The 2,003-nt window shown below is 39.5% G+C and carries 1 protein-coding gene; it reads right to left on the minus strand.

Annotated elements, in window-relative coordinates:
- Positions 1 to 83: 83 nt before the first annotated feature.
- On the minus strand, positions 84 to 2,003 hold a 1,920-nt coding region (locus tag ACTHS3_RS12045), incomplete at its 5' end, for a type 1 secretion protein (RefSeq protein WP_440368042.1).

The following is a 2,003-nucleotide window of genomic DNA, read 5'->3' on the forward strand; positions in this document are numbered from 1 at the left end:
CAAGATAAGCCACAAAAAGGCCGTCTGAAACCTGTTGGCCAGATTTCAGACGGCCTTTTTTATTCAATCTAACACACAATCAATTAGATGATTCCAGCGTTGGCGGTAGATGCTGTGTCATCGTGAACATCAGCCGTATCGACAGACGAGTAGCTCATGCGCTCAGTATGCGTATTGACGGCTGACAAATTATTGATATTGCCGTTGCCTGACAATCTCCCCATCAACTCTTGCAGGCTCAATGTACCTTCATCGAAACGGAAGGTATCAATCACAGCATCAGTTTTACCGGAAACGAATTGGTCATTGATGGTTATGCTATCCCCTTCTGATCCCTTAATGGTAATTTTCCAATCGATATTGCCTCGAACATCAGTGATGGCATCAATATGCAGGTCATTAACAGAAATATTTTGGCCAAATTGCAGTGCATTATCTTCGCTCACATTATCGGTAATCGTATCCTTACCTTCTCCAAGGCTGAAAACATAAGTATCGGCACCCTTGCCGCCTACCAAGTAATCGGTTCCTTGTCCGCCGAACAAAACGTCGTCGCCATCACCGCCATTCAAATAGTCATCGCCACTTTCTCCCCATAGGGTATCATAACCATTTCCCCCATAGACAGAGTCATTACCCATACTGCCATTGAGACGATCGTCTCCATCATAACCGGAAATGATGTCATTACCTGAATCGCCATTAATCATATCATGGCCCAAACCGCCTCTGATACGGTCATTACCATCGCCGCCACTGATAGAATTGTTGCCATTTCCTGTAATAGTAATGATGTCATCACCTCCCCAGGCATAGATAGTGTCATTACCATTTTTACCATCAATTCTGTCAATACCACTCGTACCATCGATATGATCATCCGCTTGTGTACCTTTAATATTGGTTACAGTTACAGTTTCATATCCAGGAGTATTACCATGAATATATGATTTATCAATAACATAGCGTTTTTCTTCATAAACAGATGTTGTAACATGGTCTGCATCACTCGCTACTGTATTATTTCCACTAACTGTATCATTTGCATTAATAAAAACTGTAATATCATTTATTGATGTATTAAGATCATCAGGTATGGTATTACGAATTGTTGTAATGTCTCGTTTCGACAAATTATCAATAATCGTGTTTCCTTCAATTCTAATATTATTTAGCTCTCCTCTTAGTGGCATATTATGAATCTTATCTTCATAGTCTCGGCCCTCTTCTAAATCAATAGCACCTTTAATACGACCATAAGCATCGGTATTAGTACCATTACTAACAAATAAATTATTATGAATGTTAATGCCTGGATCGTTAAGATCAAAATTATGGCCACTAAATACAGTATTAACTCGTACGCCACTCCAATTAGCATTATCTTTGATAAGGTTATTGGCTACTTCATGACCTTTACCGCCAAAGATACCAATACCTGCTGCACGCCAGCCTAATTCAACGGTATTATTCAAAAAGCGGTTATTTTCAGCAACATGGGCATTGGTATTCTCATGATGGCTTGACCATGTCGCTAAGTTATCATCACCATTGCCACGGATATTGGAATTGATAACGGTGGAATTGCTGGTACCTTGGGCAAAGTTAACACCATCTGCCAAGTTATTGCGAATAGTGGCATTAGAAATAGTCAAACCATCAGTGTAATTTAAAGGTTTGTTTTGAGAATAATCTCCAATCCATACGCCAGCTTCAAAATGTTCGATTTTGATATCGTGAATAGAAGAGCCAGTACCTAAAGTACCGGATATACCTTTGTAATTGGCTTTCTCATCATATCTTGAGTTTAGATTTGAATCCATGGAGAGATTGCCCAAATCTATATTGTTACTACCGGGTTCAAAAGTAATACCACCGCCACCACTCACATAACCCTTATCATCGTATTTAGCAGCTTCTGTATTTAAAAAATGTAACTTAGTGTGCCATTGCCCTGCACCGGTAATCTTAATACCATCAGGAACATAAAGAGAAATCGGTCG

The organism is Neisseria sp. P0009.S007 (genome assembly GCF_051962515.1).